The organism is Ectopseudomonas toyotomiensis (assembly GCF_900115695.1).
Lineage (GTDB): Bacteria > Pseudomonadota > Gammaproteobacteria > Pseudomonadales > Pseudomonadaceae > Aquipseudomonas > Aquipseudomonas toyotomiensis.
Genome location: NZ_FOXK01000001.1, coordinates 606,902 through 622,552, shown reverse-complemented (window position 1 = coordinate 622,552; position 15,651 = coordinate 606,902). Strand labels below are relative to the sequence as shown.

Below are 15,651 nucleotides of genomic sequence, written 5' to 3'. Positions count from 1 at the left end.
TTTTCCCCTCGCTTTTGTTCGCTAAATCTCCGTCCTGTAAGGATTTTTCCCTTCTGGAGCGCCTTGACGGTGGGGCGTGCGCGTTCCTATAGTGTGCGCAAGTGGTAAGAAGTGGCACGAAGTGGGTTTTTTTGGGCATGGAAAGCTAATTACAGGGGAAGCGCAGCCGTGTTTCGCGGAGCTAACGCCATCAGTCTCGACGCCAAAGGGCGCCTCGCGATGCCGAGTCGGTATCGTGACGAGCTCGTTGCGCGTTGCAGTGGCCAGCTCATCGTGACCATCGACGCCGTCGACCCTTGTCTTTGCGTTTATCCCCTGGCCGAGTGGGAGCTGATCGAGAACAAGCTGCGCGAGCTGGCCTCCTTCCGTGAAGAGAACCGCCGCCTGCAGCGTCTGCTGATCGGTAATGCTGTCGATCTCGAGCTGGACGCCAGTGGCCGCTTCCTGGTGCCGCCGCGTTTGCGCGAATACGCCAAGCTGGACAAGCGAGCGATGCTCGTCGGCCAGCTGAACAAGTTTCAACTCTGGGATGAAGATTCCTGGAATGCCGTAGCCGAAGCCGACCTCGCTGCCATCAAGCAGCCCGGTGCCCTTTCCGATGACCTGCGTGACCTGATCCTGTGACCATGACCGATAGCAACTTCCGCCATATCACCGTGCTGCTCGACGAAGCTGTCGAGGGGCTGGCTGTGCGCGGTGATGGTCGTTATATGGACGGCACCTTCGGGCGTGGCGGACACAGTCGGCTGATCCTGCAGAAGCTCGGGCCAGACGGACGGCTCTTGGGGTTCGACAAGGATCCCCTGGCGATAGCCACCGGGGAAGCATTGGCGGCCGAAGACGGCCGCTTTGTCGTTGTGCAGCGCAGTTTTGCGGAACTTGGCGACGAAGCTGTTGTCCGCGGCATTTCCGGACAGGTTGCCGGCATTCTGCTGGACCTTGGTGTGTCGTCGCCGCAGCTGGACGATCCCGAGCGTGGTTTTAGCTTCCTCAATGACGGCCCGCTGGACATGCGCATGAATCCGGATGTCGGCGTCAGTGCCGCTGACTGGATTGCCACGGCGGGTGAAGACGAAATCGCCCGCGTGCTCAAGGATTACGGTGAAGAGCGTTTCGCCAAGCGCATGGCGCGCGCCGTGGTGGAGCGCCGCGCCGAGCAGCCGTTCACCCGCACTGCCGATCTGGCCCAAGTGCTGACCGTGGCCAATCCGGCCTGGGAAAAGGGCAAGAACCCGGCGACGCGTGCCTTCCAGGGCATCCGCATCCACGTCAACAACGAACTCGGTGATCTTGAGCGCGGTCTCGAAGCGGCGCTGGAAACGCTTGAGGTCGGTGGCCGCCTGGTGGTGATCAGCTTCCACTCGCTGGAAGACCGTATCGTCAAACAGTTCATGAAGCGTCAGGCCAAGGGCGAGGCGGACAAGCTGCCGCGTGATCTGCCGATCATTCCAAAAGCCTTCGAACCGCGTCTGAAACTGATCGGCAAACCGGTCTACGCCGCTGAGGCCGAACTCAAGGCCAATCCGCGCTCGCGCAGCGCGGTGATGCGCATCGCGGAGAAATTGCGGTGAGCCGCCGGCTGATCAAATCCATGCCCAGCGGCAGCTTCCTGATGCTGCTGCTGTTCATCGCCATCCTGATTTCCGCTGTGGCGGTGTCTTACAGCGCGCACTGGAATCGTCTGTTGCTCAATGAGCTGTACGGCGAGCTGAGCGTGCGTGACAAGGCGCAGGCCGAGTGGGGACGACTGATTCTCGAGCAAAGTACCTGGACCGCGCACAACCGCATCGAAGCGCTGGCCACTGAACAGCTGAAAATGCACATCCCTGACCCTGCCGCCGTGCGCATGGTGCGTCCATGATCGGGCTCGAAGGCGCACTCTATCCCTGGCGCTTCCGCCTGGTGCTGGTGCTGCTGGCGCTGATGGTAGGCGCAATCGCCTGGCGCATGCTCGACCTGCAGGTGCTCGACCATGACTTCCTCAAGGCCCATGGCGATGCTCGCAGCGTGCGGCATATCCCGATCCCGGCGCATCGTGGTCTGATCACCGACCGCAATGGCGAGCCGCTGGCCGTCAGTACCCCTGTTACCACGCTGTGGGCCAATGGCAAGGAGCTGCAGGCCGGTCGTGAGCAGTGGCCGGCGCTGGCTGCCGCACTCGGCCAGGATCCCGCCAACTTCGCCGCGCGTCTTGAGCAGAACAAGGAGCGCGAGTTCATGTATCTGGTGCGTGGCCTGACCCCGGAGAACGGTCAGCGTGTGCTGGACCTGAAAGTCCCGGGCGTTTATGCCATCGAAGAATTCCGCCGCTTCTATCCGGCTGGCGAAGTGGCGGCTCATGTCGTCGGCTTCACCGATATCGACGACCGGGGTCGTGAGGGCATGGAGCTGGCCTACGAAGACTGGCTGGCCGGTGTGCCGGGCAAGCGCCAGGTGCTCAAGGACCGGCGTGGCAAGTTGATCAAGGACGTTCAGGTCGCGCAGAACGCCAAGGCTGGCAAGGCCTTGGCGTTGTCCATTGATCTGCGCCTGCAGTACCTGGCCCATCGTGAGCTGCGCAATGCGTTGCTGGAGAACGATGCCAAGGCCGGTAGCCTGGTGATGGTCGACGTGAAGACCGGTGAAGTGCTGGCGATGGTCAACCATCCCACCTACAACCCGAACAACCGTCGCAACCTGACCCCGGCAGCCATGCGCAACCGCGCCATGATCGACGTGTTCGAGCCTGGTTCGACCATCAAGCCGCTGTCGATGTCCGCTGCGCTGGAGACCGGTCGCTGGAAGCCCAGCGACATCGTTCAGGTCGGCAACGGCACTCTGCAGATCGGCCGCTACAGCATTCGCGACGTTTCCCGCACGCAAGGTCCGGCGTTGGATCTGACCGGTATCCTGATCAACTCCAGCAACGTTGGCATGAGCAAGATCGCCTTCGACGTGGGCGGAGAGAATATCTATCACGTGCTGAGTAACCTGGGTTTCGGTCGCGATACCGGCCTCGGGTTCCCGGGTGAGCGGGTTGGCAATCTGCCCAATCACCGCCAGTGGCGGCAGGCGGAGACCGCCACGCTGTCCTACGGCTATGGCCTCTCGGTGACTGCGGTGCAACTGGCGCATGCCTATGCCGCACTGGCCAACGGTGGCGGCATGACGCCGCTGTCGATGATTCGCGTGGACAGCAAGCCGGGCGCCATGCAGGTCATGTCGCCCGACGTGGCCAAGACCCTGCAGGGCATGTTGCAGCAGGTGGTCGAGGCGCCGCGAGGCGTGTTCCGTGCCCAGGTTCCGGGTTACCACGTCGCGGGCAAGAGTGGCACCGCGCGCAAGACCAATGCTGGCGCCAAGGGCTACCAGACCAACTCCTACCGCTCTCTGTTTGCCGGTTTCGCCCCGGCGCAGGACCCGCGCATCGCGCTGGTGGTGGTGATCGACGAGCCCGGCAAGGGTGCCTACTACGGCGGCCTGATTTCCGCACCGGTGTTCAGCCGGGTGATGGCAGGTTCGCTGCGCTTGATGAACATTGCGCCAGACAATCTGCCGCCGCCCGAGCAGAAGATGGCCGCCGTTGGCCAGGGAGGGCGTAACTGATGCCCATGTCACTCAATCAACTGTTGCCAGCTGCCGAAAGCAGCGTGCTGATTCGGGAACTGACTCTGGACAGCCGCAAGGTACGTCCGGGTGATCTGTTCCTGGCCGTGCCGGGTACCCAGCAGGATGGCCGTGTGCATATCGCCGATGCCATTGCGCGCGGCGCTGCGGCAGTGGCCTTCGAGGCCGAAGGCGCTGCACCCATGCATGCTGAAAGTGCTGTGCTGGTGCCGGTCAAGGGGCTGGCCGGCCAGCTTTCGGCCATTGCCGGGCGCTTCTACGGTGAGCCGGGCCGCGCTTTGCACCTGATCGGTGTTACGGGTACCAACGGCAAGACCAGCGTCAGCCAGTTGCTGGCTCAGGCACTGGATCTGCTCGGTCAGCGTTGTGGCATCGTCGGTACCCTGGGCACCGGTTTCCATGGCGCGCTGGAGCAGGGCAAGCACACCACCCCCGATCCGGTCGGGGTGCAGGCCACCCTGGCGTCGCTCAAGCAGGCCGGTGCGCGCGCCGTGGCGATGGAGGTTTCCTCCCATGGTCTGGATCAGGGCCGCGTCGCGGCTCTGGAGTTCGACGTGGCGGTGTTCACCAACCTGTCGCGCGATCACCTCGATTACCACGGCAGCATGGAGGCCTATGGCGCAGCCAAGGCCAAGCTGTTCGCCTGGCCGAACCTGCGTTGCCGAGTGATCAACCTCGATGACGCCTTTGGTCGTGAGCTGGCCGCGCAAACGCACGAGTCACGCCTGATCGGCTACAGCCTCAGCGATGCCAGCGCCTTCCTTTATTGCAGCGAAGCGCACTTCGACGATCACGGTGTGCGTGCACGCCTGGTGACGCCGCGTGGCGAAGGCATGCTGCGCAGCAATCTGCTCGGTCGTTTCAACCTGAGCAACCTGCTGGCGGTGGTCGGCGCGCTGCTGGGGCTGGACTATGCCCTGGACGAGATTCTCAAGGTCCTGCCGCAACTGCAGGGGCCAGCGGGCCGCATGCAGCGTCTCGGTGGCGGCGACAAGCCGCTGGTCGTGGTCGACTACGCGCACACCCCGGATGCCCTGGAGAAAGTTCTCGAAGCCATGCGTCCACACGTCGAAGGGCGTCTGGTCTGCCTGTTCGGTTGCGGCGGCGATCGTGACCGTGGCAAGCGCCCGCTGATGGCCGCGGTTGCCGAACGGCTGGCCGATGCGGTGTGGGTGACCGATGACAATCCGCGTACGGAAGAGCCGGCACAGATCGTTGCCGATATCCGCGCTGGCTTCAAAGCGCCGGAGCAGGTGCAGTTCATTCACGGCCGTGGCGATGCCATCGCGCGGCTGATTGCCCAGGCTGAAGCCGCCGATGTGCTGGTACTGGCTGGCAAGGGCCATGAGGATTACCAGGAAATCATGGGCGTGCGTCAGCCGTTCTCCGATCTGATCGAAGCGAACAAGGCCCTGGCGGCCTGGGAGGCAGCGCATGCTTAAGCCATGGTTGCTCAGCGACGTCGCTACCGACCTGAACGCTCGCGTGATTGGTGCCGATGTGGCGTTCTCCGCGGTTGGCACCGACAGCCGCACCATCGCTGCGGGTCAGCTTTTCGTGGCGCTGACCGGCCCACGCTTCGATGGTCATGATTATCTGGCCGACGTTGCGGCCAAGGGGGCGGTCGCCGCGTTGGTCGAGCGTGAGGTGGCCAATGCACCGTTGCCGCAATTGCTGGTGGCCGACACGCGTCTGGCGCTCGGTCAACTAGGTGCGCTGAATCGACAGGCCTTTACTGGCCCGCTGGCTGCGGTGACCGGTTCCAGTGGCAAGACCAGCGTCAAGGAAATGCTCGCGGCCATTCTGCGCGCCGGTCTGAACGGTGCGGTGCTGGCCACTCGCGGCAACCTCAACAATGATCTGGGCGCGCCGCTGACCCTGCTCGAATTGGCGCCGGAGCACCGCGCCGGGGTGATCGAGCTGGGCGCCAACCATGTCGGCGAGATCGCCTACACCGTCAGCCTGACCCGGCCGCAGGTGGCGATCATCACCAATGCCGGCAATGCCCATGTGGGTGAGTTCGGCGGTCCGGAAAAGATCGTCGAGGCCAAGGGCGAGATTCTCGAAGGCCTGCCGAACGATGGCGTGGCCGTGCTCAATCTGGATGACAAGGCTTTCATCACCTGGCAGCGCCGTGCTGCCGGACGCAAGGTGCTGAGCTTTGCCTTGCGCGACACTCGCGCCGACTTCCACGGCAGCGACCTGGCCCGCGACGAGCGCGGTTGCCAGGGCTTCACCCTGCGCAGCCCGGTCGGTAGCGCGCGCATTCAGCTCAACCTGCTCGGCGAACACAACGTGGCCAACGCCCTGGCGGCCTGCGCCGCTGCTCATGCCCTGGGCATGCCGTTGGTCGCCATGGTTCAGGGGCTGGAAAGCCTGCAACCGGTCAAGGGCCGCGCCGTAGCGCAGCTGGCGCCGAACGGCGTGCGAGTCATCGATGACAGTTACAACGCCAACCCGGTGTCCATGTGTGCGGCGGTGGATATACTCGCCGGCTTCTCCGGTCGCACCGTTCTGGTGCTGGGAGACATGGGCGAGCTGGGCGAATGGGCCGAACAGGGCCATCGCGATGTCGGCCGCCATGCCGCGGGCAAGGTCGATGCGCTGTATGCCGTTGGCCCGCTGATGCGTTTTGCGGTCGAGGAGTTTGGCTCAAAAGGCCGTCACTTCGTCGATCAAGCCGAGCTGATCGAAGCGCTTCGCGCCGAACAGGCCGGCAGCACACTACTAATCAAGGGTTCACGCAGCGCAGCCATGGACAAGGTCGTGGCGGCGCTGTGTGGCGTATCTGGGGAGATTCACTAAATGCTGCTGCTGCTGGCGGAGTACCTGCAACAGTTTCACAAGGGCTTCGCGGTCTTTCAGTACCTGACCCTGCGCGGCATCCTCGGCGTGCTCACCGCCCTGGCGCTGTCGCTGTGGCTCGGCCCGTGGATGATCCGTACCCTGCAGGTGCGGCAGATCGGCCAGGCGGTGCGCCACGATGGCCCGCAATCGCACCTGTCGAAGAAAGGCACGCCGACCATGGGCGGTGCGCTGATTCTCAGCGCCATCACCGTGAGCACCTTGCTCTGGGCCGACCTGTCCAACCGCTACGTCTGGGTGGTGCTGGCCGTGACGCTGCTGTTCGGTGCCATCGGTTGGGTCGATGACTACCGCAAGGTGATCGAGAAGAACTCGCGCGGGCTGCCGAGCCGCTGGAAGTATTTCTGGCAGTCGGTGTTCGGCCTCGCTGCCGCCGTCTTCCTTTATATGACTGCGCAGAGCCCGGTGGAGACCACCCTGATCCTGCCGCTGCTGAAAGACGTCGCCATTCCTCTGGGCGCCGGCTTCGTGGTGCTGACCTACTTCGTGATCGTCGGCACCAGCAATGCGGTGAACCTCACCGACGGCCTCGACGGCCTGGCCATCCTGCCCACCGTGATGGTGGCCGGTGCGCTGGCGATCTTCTGCTACCTGTCGGGCAACGTGAACTTCGCCGAGTACCTGCTGATTCCTTACGTGCCGGGCGCCGGTGAGCTGATCGTGTTCTGCGCCGCGCTGGTTGGTGCCGGCCTGGGCTTTCTGTGGTTCAACACTTACCCGGCGCAGGTGTTCATGGGCGACGTCGGTGCGCTGGCGCTCGGCGCCGCACTGGGCACCATCGCCGTGATCGTGCGCCAGGAAGTCGTGCTGTTCATCATGGGCGGGGTGTTCGTCATGGAAACCCTGTCGGTGATCATCCAGGTCGCCAGCTTCAAGCTGACCGGCAAGCGTGTGTTCCGCATGGCGCCGATTCACCACCATTTCGAACTCAAGGGCTGGCCTGAGCCGCGCGTGATCGTCCGTTTCTGGATCATCACCGTGATTCTCGTGCTGATCGGCCTGGCCACCCTGAAACTGAGGTAATAGAGCGTGTCATTGATCGCTTCCGACCAGTTCCGCATCGTTGTCGGCCTCGGCAAGAGCGGCATGTCCCTGGTGCGCTTCCTGGCGCAGCAGGGCGTGCGCTTTGCCGTGGCCGATACGCGCGCGAACCCGCCGGAGCTGGAGACGCTCAAGCGTGACTACCCGCAGGTGGAAGTACGTTGCGGCGAGCTGGACGTGGACTTCCTCTGCCGCGCCTCGGAGCTCTACGTGAGCCCGGGCCTGGCGGTATCGACACCGGCGCTGGCCGAGGCGGCGGCGCGCGGCGTCAAGCTGTCCGGCGATATCGACCTGTTCGCCCGCCATGCCAAGGCGCCCATCGTTGCCATCACAGGCTCCAACGCCAAGAGCACCGTCACCACCCTGGTCGGCGAGATGGCTGCTGCCGCCGGCAAGCGTGTCGCCGTGGGCGGCAACCTCGGTACGCCGGCGCTGGATCTGTTGGCCGACGATGTCGAGCTGTACGTGCTGGAGCTGTCCAGCTTCCAGCTGGAGACCACCGATCAGCTCAATGCCGAAGTGGCCACCTGCCTGAATATCAGCGAAGACCACATGGACCGTTACAGCGGTCTGCCGGCCTATCACCTGGCCAAGCATCGGATCTTCCGTGGTGCCCGTCAGGTGGTGATCAACCGTGACGACGCCCTGTCACGCCCGCTGATCGCCGACCAGGTGACCTGCTGGGAATTCGGCCTGGGCAAGCCGGACTTCAAGCGCTTTGGCCTGCTCGAGGAAAACGGCGAGAAGTCTCTGGCGTTTCGCTTCGAAGCGCTGCTGCCGGTGAGTGAGCTGAAAATTCGTGGCGCGCATAACCAGTCCAACGCCCTGGCGGCGCTGGCGCTCGGTCATGCCGTGGGCCTGCCGATGGAGGCCATGCTCGCGACCCTGCGCCAGTTCACCGGTTTGCCGCACCGCTGCCAATGGGTTGGCGAGCGTGCTGGGGTGAATTATTACGACGACTCCAAGGCCACCAATGTCGGTGCCGCGCTGGCGGCCATCGAAGGTCTCGGTGCCGATATCGCCGGCAAGCTGGTGCTGATCGCCGGTGGCGATGGCAAGGGCGCCGACTTCTCCGCACTGAAGGCTCCGGTCGCACGTTTCTGCCGTGCGGTGGTGCTACTGGGGCGTGATGCTCAGCGTCTGGCCGACACCCTGGGTGACGCCGTACCGCAGGTGCGAGTAGCGAGCCTGGAAGACGCCGTGCAGCGCTGCAGCGATCTGGCCGAGGCCGGTGATGCCGTGCTGCTGTCGCCGGCCTGCGCCAGCCTGGACATGTTCAAGAACTTCGAAGAGCGCGGGCGCCTGTTCGCCCAGGCTGTGGAGGGACTCGTCTGATGTTGTCCTTCCTGCAGATTCGTCCCTCGCCGTTACTGGGTCGTGGCCTCGATCTGGACTTCCCGCTGCTGGCCGGTTGCCTGGGCCTGCTCGGCCTCGGCCTGGTGATGATCGCTTCGGCGTCTTCGGAAGTGGCCGCGGCGCAGACCGGTAGCCCGCTCTATCACATGATTCGCCATCTGATTTATCTGGTGATCGGTCTTGGTGCCGCTGGCGTGGTGCTGATGGTGCCGATGAACATCTGGCAGCGCTACGGCTGGATCATGCTGCTGGTGGCCTTCGCCCTGTTGGTGCTGGTGCTGGTGCCGGGCATCGGCCGCGAGGTCAACGGTGCGCGGCGCTGGATCGGCTTCGGCGCCTTCAACGTGCAGCCGTCGGAGATCGCCAAGGTGTTCGTGGTGGTCTACCTGGCCGGTTACCTGGTGCGCCGTCAGGAAGAGGTACGCGAGAGCTGGGCCGGTTTCTTCAAGCCTTTCGTCGTGCTACTGCCAATGGCAGGCCTGTTGCTGCTGGAGCCTGACTTCGGCGCCACCGTGGTGATGATGGGCTCGGCCATGGCCATGCTGTTTTTGGGGGGCGTCGGCCTGCTGCGCTTCGGCCTGATGGTGGCCCTGGCTGTCGGTGCGGTGTTCGTCCTGGTGCAGACCCAGGAATACCGTCTGCAGCGCCTGATCACCTTTACCGACCCCTGGGCCGACCAGTACGGCGCAGGTTATCAACTCACCCAGGCGCTGATCGCTTTCGGCCGCGGCGAGTGGTTCGGTGTCGGTCTGGGTAACAGCATTCAGAAGCAGTTCTACCTGCCGGAAGCGCACACCGACTTCGTCTTTTCGGTACTGGCAGAGGAGCTGGGCTTCGTCGGCGCGCTGGCGACCCTAGGGCTGTTCGTCTTCGTCTGTGTGCGCGGCCTGTACATCGGTCTGTGGGCCGAGAAGGCCAAGCAGTTCTTCTCCGCCTACGTGGCCTACGGTCTGTCCTTCCTGTGGATCGGTCAGTTCCTGATCAATATCGGCGTGAATACCGGTCTGTTGCCGACCAAGGGGCTGACCCTGCCATTCCTCAGCTACGGCGGCTCGTCGCTGGTGATCTGCTGCGTCAGTCTGGCGCTGCTGCTGCGTATCGAGTGGGAGCGGCGCAACATCCTGGGTAACGAGGACGTGGATTTCACCGAAGCGGATTTTGCCGAGGAGGTCAGCCATGCGCGGTAACGTGCTGATCATGGCCGGCGGCACCGGTGGTCACGTATTCCCGGCGCTGGCCTGCGCACGCGAGTTCCAGGCCCGTGGTTATGCCGTGCACTGGCTGGGCACGCCGCGTGGCATCGAGAACGAGCTGGTGCCACAGGCCGGCCTGCCGCTGCACCTGATCAACGTCAGCGGTCTGCGCGGCAAGGGCAAGCTGTCGCTGCTCAAGGCGCCGTTCCAGCTGCTGCGCTCTCTGCTGCAGGCGCGTCGCATCGTGCGTGAGCTGCAGCCGGTGTGCGTGCTTGGCATGGGCGGTTATGTCACCGGTCCCGGCGGTCTGGCCGCGCGTATGGCCGGCGTGCCGCTGGTGATTCATGAGCAGAACGCCGTGGCCGGTACCGCCAATCGTCTGCTGTCGCGTATCGCCACGCGCATCTGCGAAGCCTTCCCGAACACCTTCGGTGCTTCCGAAAAGCGCCGCACCACCGGTAACCCGGTGCGTGAAGAGCTTTTCCTGGAAACACCGCGTGAGCCGCTGGTCGGGCGCAAGCCGAAATTGCTGGTGCTGGGCGGCAGCCTGGGCGCCGAGCCGCTGAACAAATTGCTGCCGGCCGCGCTGGAGAAAATTCCTGCCGACCTACGTCCGCAGGTGTTCCACCAGGCCGGTAAGCAACATGCCGAAATCACTGCGGAGCGTTATCGCGATGCCGCGGTCGAAGCCGAGGTCGCGCCTTTCATCAAGGATATGGCGCGTGCTTATGGCTGGGCCGATCTGGTGGTTTGCCGCGCCGGTGCGCTGACCGTCAGCGAGCTGGCCGCAGCGGGGCTGCCGTCGTTTCTGGTGCCACTGCCGCACGCCATCGACGATCACCAGAGCCGCAATGCCGAATATCTGGCGAGGGAGGGCGCCGCCGTCCTTCTTGCACAACATGTCACTGACGCGGCCCAGCTCGCCGCGCAGCTCACCGAGGTTCTGATGCACCTGGAAAAACTCAACGTCATGGGCGCCACCGCGCGTCGCCTGGCCAAGCCCGATGCCACCCGCACGGTGGTCGATATCTGCCAGGAGGTGATGCGTGGCTAAGTCTCCCGCTGCGGTCAAGGCCGAAGTGCGGCGCATGCGCCGTATCCGCCGTATCCACTTCGTCGGTATCGGCGGCGTGGGCATGTGCGGTATCGCCGAGGTGCTGCTGAACCTGGGCTACGAAGTGTCCGGCTCCGACCTCAAGGCCTCGGCCGTTACCGAGCGTCTGGAAAGCTTCGGCGCGCAGATCTTCATTGGTCACGCTGCCGAGAATGCCGAGCAAGCCGACGTGTTGGTGGTCTCCAGTGCCGTCAACACCAGCAACCCGGAAGTCGCCACCGCGCTGGAGCGGCGTATCCCGGTGGTGCCGCGTGCGGAGATGCTCGCCGAGCTGATGCGCTACCGTCACGGCATCGCGGTGGCCGGCACCCATGGCAAGACCACCACCACCAGCCTGCTGGCCTCGGTGTTCGCTGCTGGTGGCCTGGACCCGACTTTCGTCATCGGTGGCCGCCTGAACGCTGCTGGCACCAATGCTCAGCTGGGCTCCAGCCGTTTTCTGATCGCCGAGGCGGACGAGAGCGACGCCAGCTTCCTGCATCTGCAGCCGATGGTTTCGGTGGTCACCAACATCGACGCCGACCATATGAGCACCTATGGCGGTGACTTCAACCGGCTGAAGAAGACCTTCATCGAGTTTCTGCACAACCTGCCGTTCTACGGCCTCGCCGTGCTCTGCGTGGACGATCCGGTGGTGCGCGAGCTGCTGCCGCAGGTTGGCCGTCCGACCGTGACCTACGGCTTTGCCGAAGACGCCGATGTGCGCGCGATCAACGTGCGCCAGGAAGGCATGCGTACCTACTTCACCGTGCTGCGCCCGGACTGCGAGCCGCTCGACGTGTCGGTGAACATGCCGGGCAACCACAACGTCCTCAATGCTTTGGCCACCATCGCCATCGCCACCGACGAAGGCATCGACGATGCCGCCATCGTCGCCGGGCTGTCGGGCTTTCAGGGTGTAGGCCGGCGCTTCCAGGTCTACGGCGAACTGCCGGTCGACGGTGGCAGCGTGATGCTGGTGGACGACTATGGTCATCACCCGCGTGAAGTGGCCGCAGTGGTCAAGGCCGTGCGTGGCGGCTGGCCGGAGCGCCGTTTGGTGATGGTCTACCAGCCGCACCGCTACAGCCGTACCCGTGATCTGTACGACGACTTCGTACAGGTGCTCGGCGAAGCCAATGTGCTGCTGTTGGTGGAGGTCTACCCGGCTGGCGAAGAGCCGATTCCCGGTGCCGACAGCCGCCAGCTGTGTCACAGCATCCGTCAGCGTGGCCAGCTCGACCCGATCTACGTCGAGCGTGGCGCCGACCTGGCGCCGCTGCTCAAACCGCTGCTGCGTGCCGGCGACATCCTGCTGTGCCAGGGCGCGGGCGATATCGGCGCGGTGGCACCGCAACTGATCAAACACCCGCTGTTCGTGGGGGAGTCGAAATGAGTTTGCACAGTACCCTCGATCCCAAGGCTTTCGGTCGCGTTGCCGTGCTGTTCGGCGGCAAGAGCGCCGAGCGTGAGGTGTCGCTGAAATCCGGCAATGCCGTGCTTAGCGCCCTGCAGGCCGCAGGCGTGGACGCCTTCGGCATCGACGTGGGCGATGATTTCCTGGCTCGTCTGAACAGCGAGAAGATCGACCGTGCCTTTATCGTGCTGCACGGGCGCGGTGGCGAGGACGGCTCCATGCAGGGGCTGCTCGAATGCGCCGGCATCCCCTACACCGGCAGCGGCATCCTCGCTTCGGCGCTGGCGATGGACAAGCTGCGCACCAAGCAGGTCTGGCACAGCCTCGGCCTGCCGACGCCGCGTCACGCCGTGCTCACTTCGCAGGCCGACTGCGAAGCGGCAGCTGCCGAACTGGGCTTCCCGCTGATCGTCAAGCCGGCCCATGAAGGCTCCAGCATCGGCATGGCCAAGGTCGACAACGTCGAGACGCTGACCGCTGCCTGGCAGGACGCCGCGCGCTACGACAGCCAGGTGCTGGTCGAGCAGTGGATCGCCGGTCCCGAATACACCATCGCCGTGCTGCGTGGCGAAGTGCTGCCGCCCATTGGCCTGGGCACGCCGCACACCTTCTACGACTACGACGCCAAGTACCTGGCCGATGACACCCAGTACCGCATTCCCTGCGGCCTCTCCGCCGAGAAAGAGGCGGAACTGAAAGAGCTGACCGCACGTGCCTGTGAAGCCGTAGGCACCCAGGGCTGGGCGCGTGCCGATGTGATGCAGGATGCCAGCGGCCAGTTCTGGCTGCTGGAAGTGAACACCGTGCCGGGCATGACCGACCACAGCCTGGTGCCAATGGCCGCGCGTGCTGCCGGTCTGGATTTCCAGCAACTGGTGCTGGCGATCCTGGCTGACAGCGTCGAGGCGAGGGGTTAAGCGATGAGCATCGCTCTGCGTCATCAGGACTCGCTGAGGGCTCCGCAACGCGGCAAGCCCGCGCCGCGTGGCGCCAGCCGTCTGGTGGCCAAGGAGCCGATGCGCCTGCGCATGCCCAAGGCGGATTTCTCCTGGGTGGGACGGCTGCTCTGGCCGCTGCTGTTGGTTGGTCTGGGCTTTGGCGCCTACGAGGGCGCGTTGCGTCTGCTGCCCTACGCCGACCGCCCGATCGCCCGCATCAGCGTGCAGGGTGATCTGGCTTATGTCAGTCAGCAGGCGGTGCAGCGGCGGATCGCGCCGTATATCGAGGCGAGCTTCTTCAGCGCCGACCTGCGCGGCATGCGCGAGGAGCTCGAGCGCATGCCCTGGATCGCCCATGCCGAAGTGCGTCGTGTCTGGCCGGATCAGATCGACGTGCGTCTGGAGGAACAACTGCCCATCGCCCGTTGGGGTGACGAGGCGCTGCTCAACAACCAGGGTCAGGCCTTCGCGCCACAGGAGCTGGACAACTACCAGCATCTGCCGCAGCTGTCCGGCCCGAAGCGGGCGCAGCCGAAGGTGATGCAGCAGTACCAGATGCTCAGCCAACTGCTGCGGCCGATGGGCTTCACCGTGGTCGGGCTGCAGTTGCGCGAACGCGGCAGCTGGTTTCTCTCGGCTACCGAGAACGCCAGCGGCCAGCGCATCGACATCCTGCTGGGACGTGATCACGTGGTGGAAAAAATGCGTCGTTTCGCCGCCATCTATGAGCGGGAACTGAAAGAACAGAGCGCGAACATCGCGCGCATCGACCTGCGTTATGCCAACGGCCTGGCCGTGGCCTGGCGTGAGCCGGTGGAGCCGGCCGCGGCCGAGCAGAAAGTGAATTGAGGAGAGGCTGGACTAATGAATAGCGCGCAGAGCGGCAAGATGATCGTTGGCCTGGACATCGGCACCTCCAAGGTGGTGGCGCTGGTGGGCGAGGTGACGGCCGACGGCCAGCTGGAAATCGTCGGTATCGGCACCCATCCGTCGCGCGGGCTGAAGAAGGGCGTGGTGGTCAATATCGAGTCCACCGTGGCCTCGATCCAGCGCGCGGTGGAAGAGGCGCAGCTAATGGCCGGCTGCCGCATTCACTCGGCGTTCGTCGGTGTGGCCGGCAATCACATCCGCAGCCTCAACAGCCACGGTATCGTCGCCATCCGTGATCGTGAAGTGAGCCCGGCCGACATCGAGCGCGTGCTTGACGCCGCGCAGGCCGTGGCGATTCCCGCGGATCAGCGCGTGCTGCACACCCTGGCCCAGGATTACGTGATCGATAACCAGGAAGGCGTGCGCGAGCCGCTGGGCATGTCCGGCGTGCGCCTGGAGGCCAAGGTGCACGTCGTCACCTGCGCCGTGAATGCCGCACAGAACATCGAGAAGTGCGTGCGCCGCTGCGGCCTGGAAGTCGACGACATCATCCTCGAGCAGCTTGCATCCGCTTATTCGGTACTGACCGAGGACGAGAAGGAGCTGGGCGTGTGCCTGGTGGACATCGGCGGTGGCACCACCGATATCGCCATCTTCACCGAAGGCGCGATTCGCCACACCGCGGTGATCCCGATTGCCGGTGACCAGGTCACCAACGACATCGCCATGGCCCTGCGTACGCCGACCCAGTACGCCGAGGAAATCAAGATCCGCTACGCCTGCGCCCTGGCCAAGCTGGCCGGTGCCGGCGAAACCATCAAGGTGCCGAGCGTCGGTGATCGCCCGCCGCGTGATCTCTCGCGCCAGTCTCTGGCCGAAGTGGTCGAGCCGCGTTACGACGAGCTGTTCACCCTGGTTCAGGCCGAGCTGCGCCGCAGCGGTTACGAAGACCTGATCCCGGCCGGCATCGTCATGACCGGCGGCACGGCGAAGATGGAAGGCGCGGTCGAACTGGCCGAAGAAATTTTCCACATGCCGGTTCGACTGGGCGTACCGCACAGCGTCAAGGGCATGGGCGACGTGGTGCGCAACCCGATTTATTCCACCGGTGTGGGTTTGCTGTTGTACGGGCTGCAGAAGCAGAACGACGGCATTTCCATGTCGGTGGGCAGTCTTTACCAGGACGAAAACAAAACCCCGGTACTCGAACGCATCAAGCGTTGGGTGCAAGGCAATTTCTAAATTTGCAGTAGGCGTTACAACTAGAAAGGA

The 15,651-nt window shown here is 64.4% G+C and carries 14 protein-coding genes; all 14 read left to right on the top strand.

What is annotated here, in order from left to right:
• Positions 1 to 168: 168 nt before the first annotated feature.
• From mraZ to ftsA, 14 genes are read left to right on the top strand one after another with little or no spacing between them, the layout of a single operon-like run.
• Positions 169 to 624, top strand: a complete 456-nt coding sequence (gene mraZ, locus BM186_RS03075; protein WP_003459315.1) for a division/cell wall cluster transcriptional repressor MraZ — start codon at positions 169 to 171, stop codon at positions 622 to 624.
• Between the two features lie 2 nt (positions 625 to 626).
• Positions 627 to 1,571, top strand: a complete 945-nt coding sequence (rsmH, locus tag BM186_RS03070) for a 16S rRNA (cytosine(1402)-N(4))-methyltransferase RsmH (RefSeq protein ID WP_072423041.1) — start codon at positions 627 to 629, stop codon at positions 1,569 to 1,571.
• Positions 1,568 to 1,861, top strand: coding sequence for a cell division protein FtsL (gene ftsL / locus BM186_RS03065; RefSeq protein WP_021488101.1), 294 nt, complete (start codon positions 1,568 to 1,570; stop codon positions 1,859 to 1,861). Before rsmH ends, ftsL begins: the two co-directional genes overlap by 4 nt.
• A complete protein-coding gene (locus BM186_RS03060) occupies positions 1,858 to 3,585 on the top strand; it encodes a peptidoglycan D,D-transpeptidase FtsI family protein (RefSeq protein ID WP_072423040.1) in 1,728 nt (575 codons plus the stop codon). The genes ftsL and BM186_RS03060 overlap by 4 nt, the downstream gene beginning before the upstream one ends.
• A complete protein-coding gene (locus BM186_RS03055) occupies positions 3,585 to 5,048 on the top strand; it encodes a UDP-N-acetylmuramoyl-L-alanyl-D-glutamate--2,6-diaminopimelate ligase (RefSeq protein ID WP_072423039.1) in 1,464 nt (487 codons plus the stop codon). The genes BM186_RS03060 and BM186_RS03055 overlap by 1 nt, the downstream gene beginning before the upstream one ends.
• Positions 5,041 to 6,411, top strand: coding sequence for a UDP-N-acetylmuramoyl-tripeptide--D-alanyl-D-alanine ligase (locus BM186_RS03050; RefSeq protein WP_072423038.1), 1,371 nt, complete (start codon positions 5,041 to 5,043; stop codon positions 6,409 to 6,411). Before BM186_RS03055 ends, BM186_RS03050 begins: the two co-directional genes overlap by 8 nt.
• Positions 6,412 to 7,494, top strand: coding sequence for a phospho-N-acetylmuramoyl-pentapeptide-transferase (gene mraY, locus BM186_RS03045; protein WP_017678966.1), 1,083 nt, complete (start codon positions 6,412 to 6,414; stop codon positions 7,492 to 7,494).
• Positions 7,495 to 7,500: 6 nt separating this feature from the next.
• Positions 7,501 to 8,847 (top strand): UDP-N-acetylmuramoyl-L-alanine--D-glutamate ligase, encoded by a 1,347-nt coding sequence (gene murD, locus BM186_RS03040; protein WP_072423037.1) that lies wholly within the window; start codon positions 7,501 to 7,503, stop codon positions 8,845 to 8,847.
• Positions 8,847 to 10,055: a putative lipid II flippase FtsW gene (gene ftsW / locus BM186_RS03035; protein ID WP_072423036.1), complete on the top strand. Its 1,209-nt coding sequence runs from the start codon at positions 8,847 to 8,849 to the stop codon at positions 10,053 to 10,055. Before murD ends, ftsW begins: the two co-directional genes overlap by 1 nt.
• Positions 10,045 to 11,115 carry an undecaprenyldiphospho-muramoylpentapeptide beta-N-acetylglucosaminyltransferase gene (gene murG, locus BM186_RS03030; RefSeq protein ID WP_072423035.1) on the top strand — a complete coding sequence of 357 codons (1,071 nt, stop codon included), beginning with the start codon at positions 10,045 to 10,047 and terminating at the stop codon, positions 11,113 to 11,115. The genes ftsW and murG overlap by 11 nt, the downstream gene beginning before the upstream one ends.
• Before the next feature lie 34 nt (positions 11,116 to 11,149).
• Entirely contained in the window at positions 11,150 to 12,550 is a 1,401-nt protein-coding gene (gene murC, locus BM186_RS03025; RefSeq protein WP_239690036.1) for a UDP-N-acetylmuramate--L-alanine ligase, read from the top strand.
• On the top strand, positions 12,547 to 13,488 hold the full coding sequence (locus BM186_RS03020) for a D-alanine--D-alanine ligase (RefSeq protein WP_074913495.1): 942 nt from the start codon (positions 12,547 to 12,549) through the stop codon (positions 13,486 to 13,488). The genes murC and BM186_RS03020 overlap by 4 nt, the downstream gene beginning before the upstream one ends.
• A gap of 3 nt (positions 13,489 to 13,491) precedes the next feature.
• Positions 13,492 to 14,358 (top strand): cell division protein FtsQ/DivIB, encoded by an 867-nt coding sequence (locus tag BM186_RS03015; protein ID WP_021488110.1) that lies wholly within the window; start codon positions 13,492 to 13,494, stop codon positions 14,356 to 14,358.
• 15 nt (positions 14,359 to 14,373) lie between these two features.
• Positions 14,374 to 15,621 carry a cell division protein FtsA gene (gene ftsA, locus BM186_RS03010; protein ID WP_074913494.1) on the top strand — a complete coding sequence of 416 codons (1,248 nt, stop codon included), beginning with the start codon at positions 14,374 to 14,376 and terminating at the stop codon, positions 15,619 to 15,621.
• Positions 15,622 to 15,651: the final 30 nt, after the last annotated feature.

Bases quoted from the DNA above. Each gene is read 5' to 3' on its own strand.
- rsmH (WP_072423041.1), top strand. From the start codon at position 627: ATGACCGATAGCAACTTCCGCCATATCACCGTGCTGCTCGACGAAGCT.
- BM186_RS03060 (WP_072423040.1), top strand. From the start codon at position 1,858: ATGATCGGGCTCGAAGGCGCACTCTATCCCTGGCGCTTCCGCCTGGTG.
- BM186_RS03055 (WP_072423039.1), top strand. From the start codon at position 3,585: ATGCCCATGTCACTCAATCAACTGTTGCCAGCTGCCGAAAGCAGCGTG.
- BM186_RS03050 (WP_072423038.1), top strand. From the start codon at position 5,041: ATGCTTAAGCCATGGTTGCTCAGCGACGTCGCTACCGACCTGAACGCT.
- mraY (WP_017678966.1), top strand. From the start codon at position 6,412: ATGCTGCTGCTGCTGGCGGAGTACCTGCAACAGTTTCACAAGGGCTTC.
- ftsW (WP_072423036.1), top strand. From the start codon at position 8,847: ATGTTGTCCTTCCTGCAGATTCGTCCCTCGCCGTTACTGGGTCGTGGC.
- murG (WP_072423035.1), top strand. From the start codon at position 10,045: ATGCGCGGTAACGTGCTGATCATGGCCGGCGGCACCGGTGGTCACGTA.
- murC (WP_239690036.1), top strand. From the start codon at position 11,150: ATGCGCCGTATCCGCCGTATCCACTTCGTCGGTATCGGCGGCGTGGGC.
- BM186_RS03020 (WP_074913495.1), top strand. From the start codon at position 12,547: ATGAGTTTGCACAGTACCCTCGATCCCAAGGCTTTCGGTCGCGTTGCC.
- BM186_RS03015 (WP_021488110.1), top strand. From the start codon at position 13,492: ATGAGCATCGCTCTGCGTCATCAGGACTCGCTGAGGGCTCCGCAACGC.
- ftsA (WP_074913494.1), top strand. From the start codon at position 14,374: ATGAATAGCGCGCAGAGCGGCAAGATGATCGTTGGCCTGGACATCGGC.